At 36.6% G+C, this 734-nt stretch carries 1 protein-coding gene; it reads left to right on the forward strand.

Annotated elements, in window-relative coordinates:
* Nucleotides 1-26: 26 nt before the first annotated feature.
* The coding region (locus AC3WV0_RS18085; RefSeq protein ID WP_488847485.1) for a transposase at nt 27-734 on the forward strand (708 nt) is incomplete at its 3' end.

The following is a 734-nucleotide window of genomic DNA, read 5'->3' on the forward strand; positions in this document are numbered from 1 at the left end:
ACAGCAAGGTTCTGCATGGTAAAAAAATGTTTTACCTGCTTTTATTTTGCATCTTTGATAATGAAAAATTAAGCCAGAGAACTTTGGAAGATACTTTTAACAGCAGCGGATTTAAAGCATTATTTGGATTGGGAGAAGAGGAAAAAGTACGCAGAAGTTCAATTTCAGAGCGGCTTTCAAAAATTGATTCTAATTATTTTAAAGAAATTTATGAGCAGATGTATGAACGGTTTTCAAGTCTTTATGACAAATCTGAAATCGAAAAATATAATCTCATCAGAGTGGACAGCACAATCGTTGCCGATACCTGCAGTAAGCTCAAAGAAGGAATCGACCAGAAAAGTGGAAAGAAACTGGTGAAATTCAGTTTTTCTTTTGATGGAGTTTTACCCTCGGCAGTAGAGATTTTTACGGGACAAAAATACTCGGCAGAAGACAATGCGCTCGCTGCGGCTATTCTCAGCCAGGTAAAAAAAGAAGAGCACCACGATAATATTTACGTCATAGACAGAGGGCTGCAGTCTACAAGAACGATGAAAGATTTTGGAGAAAAGAATTTGAAATTTATTATCCGTTCCAAAGAAAACAGAAAATTTGAAGAGACTGAGTCTTTTCTTGAAACAGGAAACCCTCTAAAATGGGATGACTGGAAAGTTATTAAAGACAGTAAAGTGAAGTTGTACACCGGGAAACCCATCCAAAACAAACGTGGAAATATACATCATCGGGAAGAA

The sequence above is a fragment of the Chryseobacterium sp. 27AL genome, assembly GCF_057815395.1.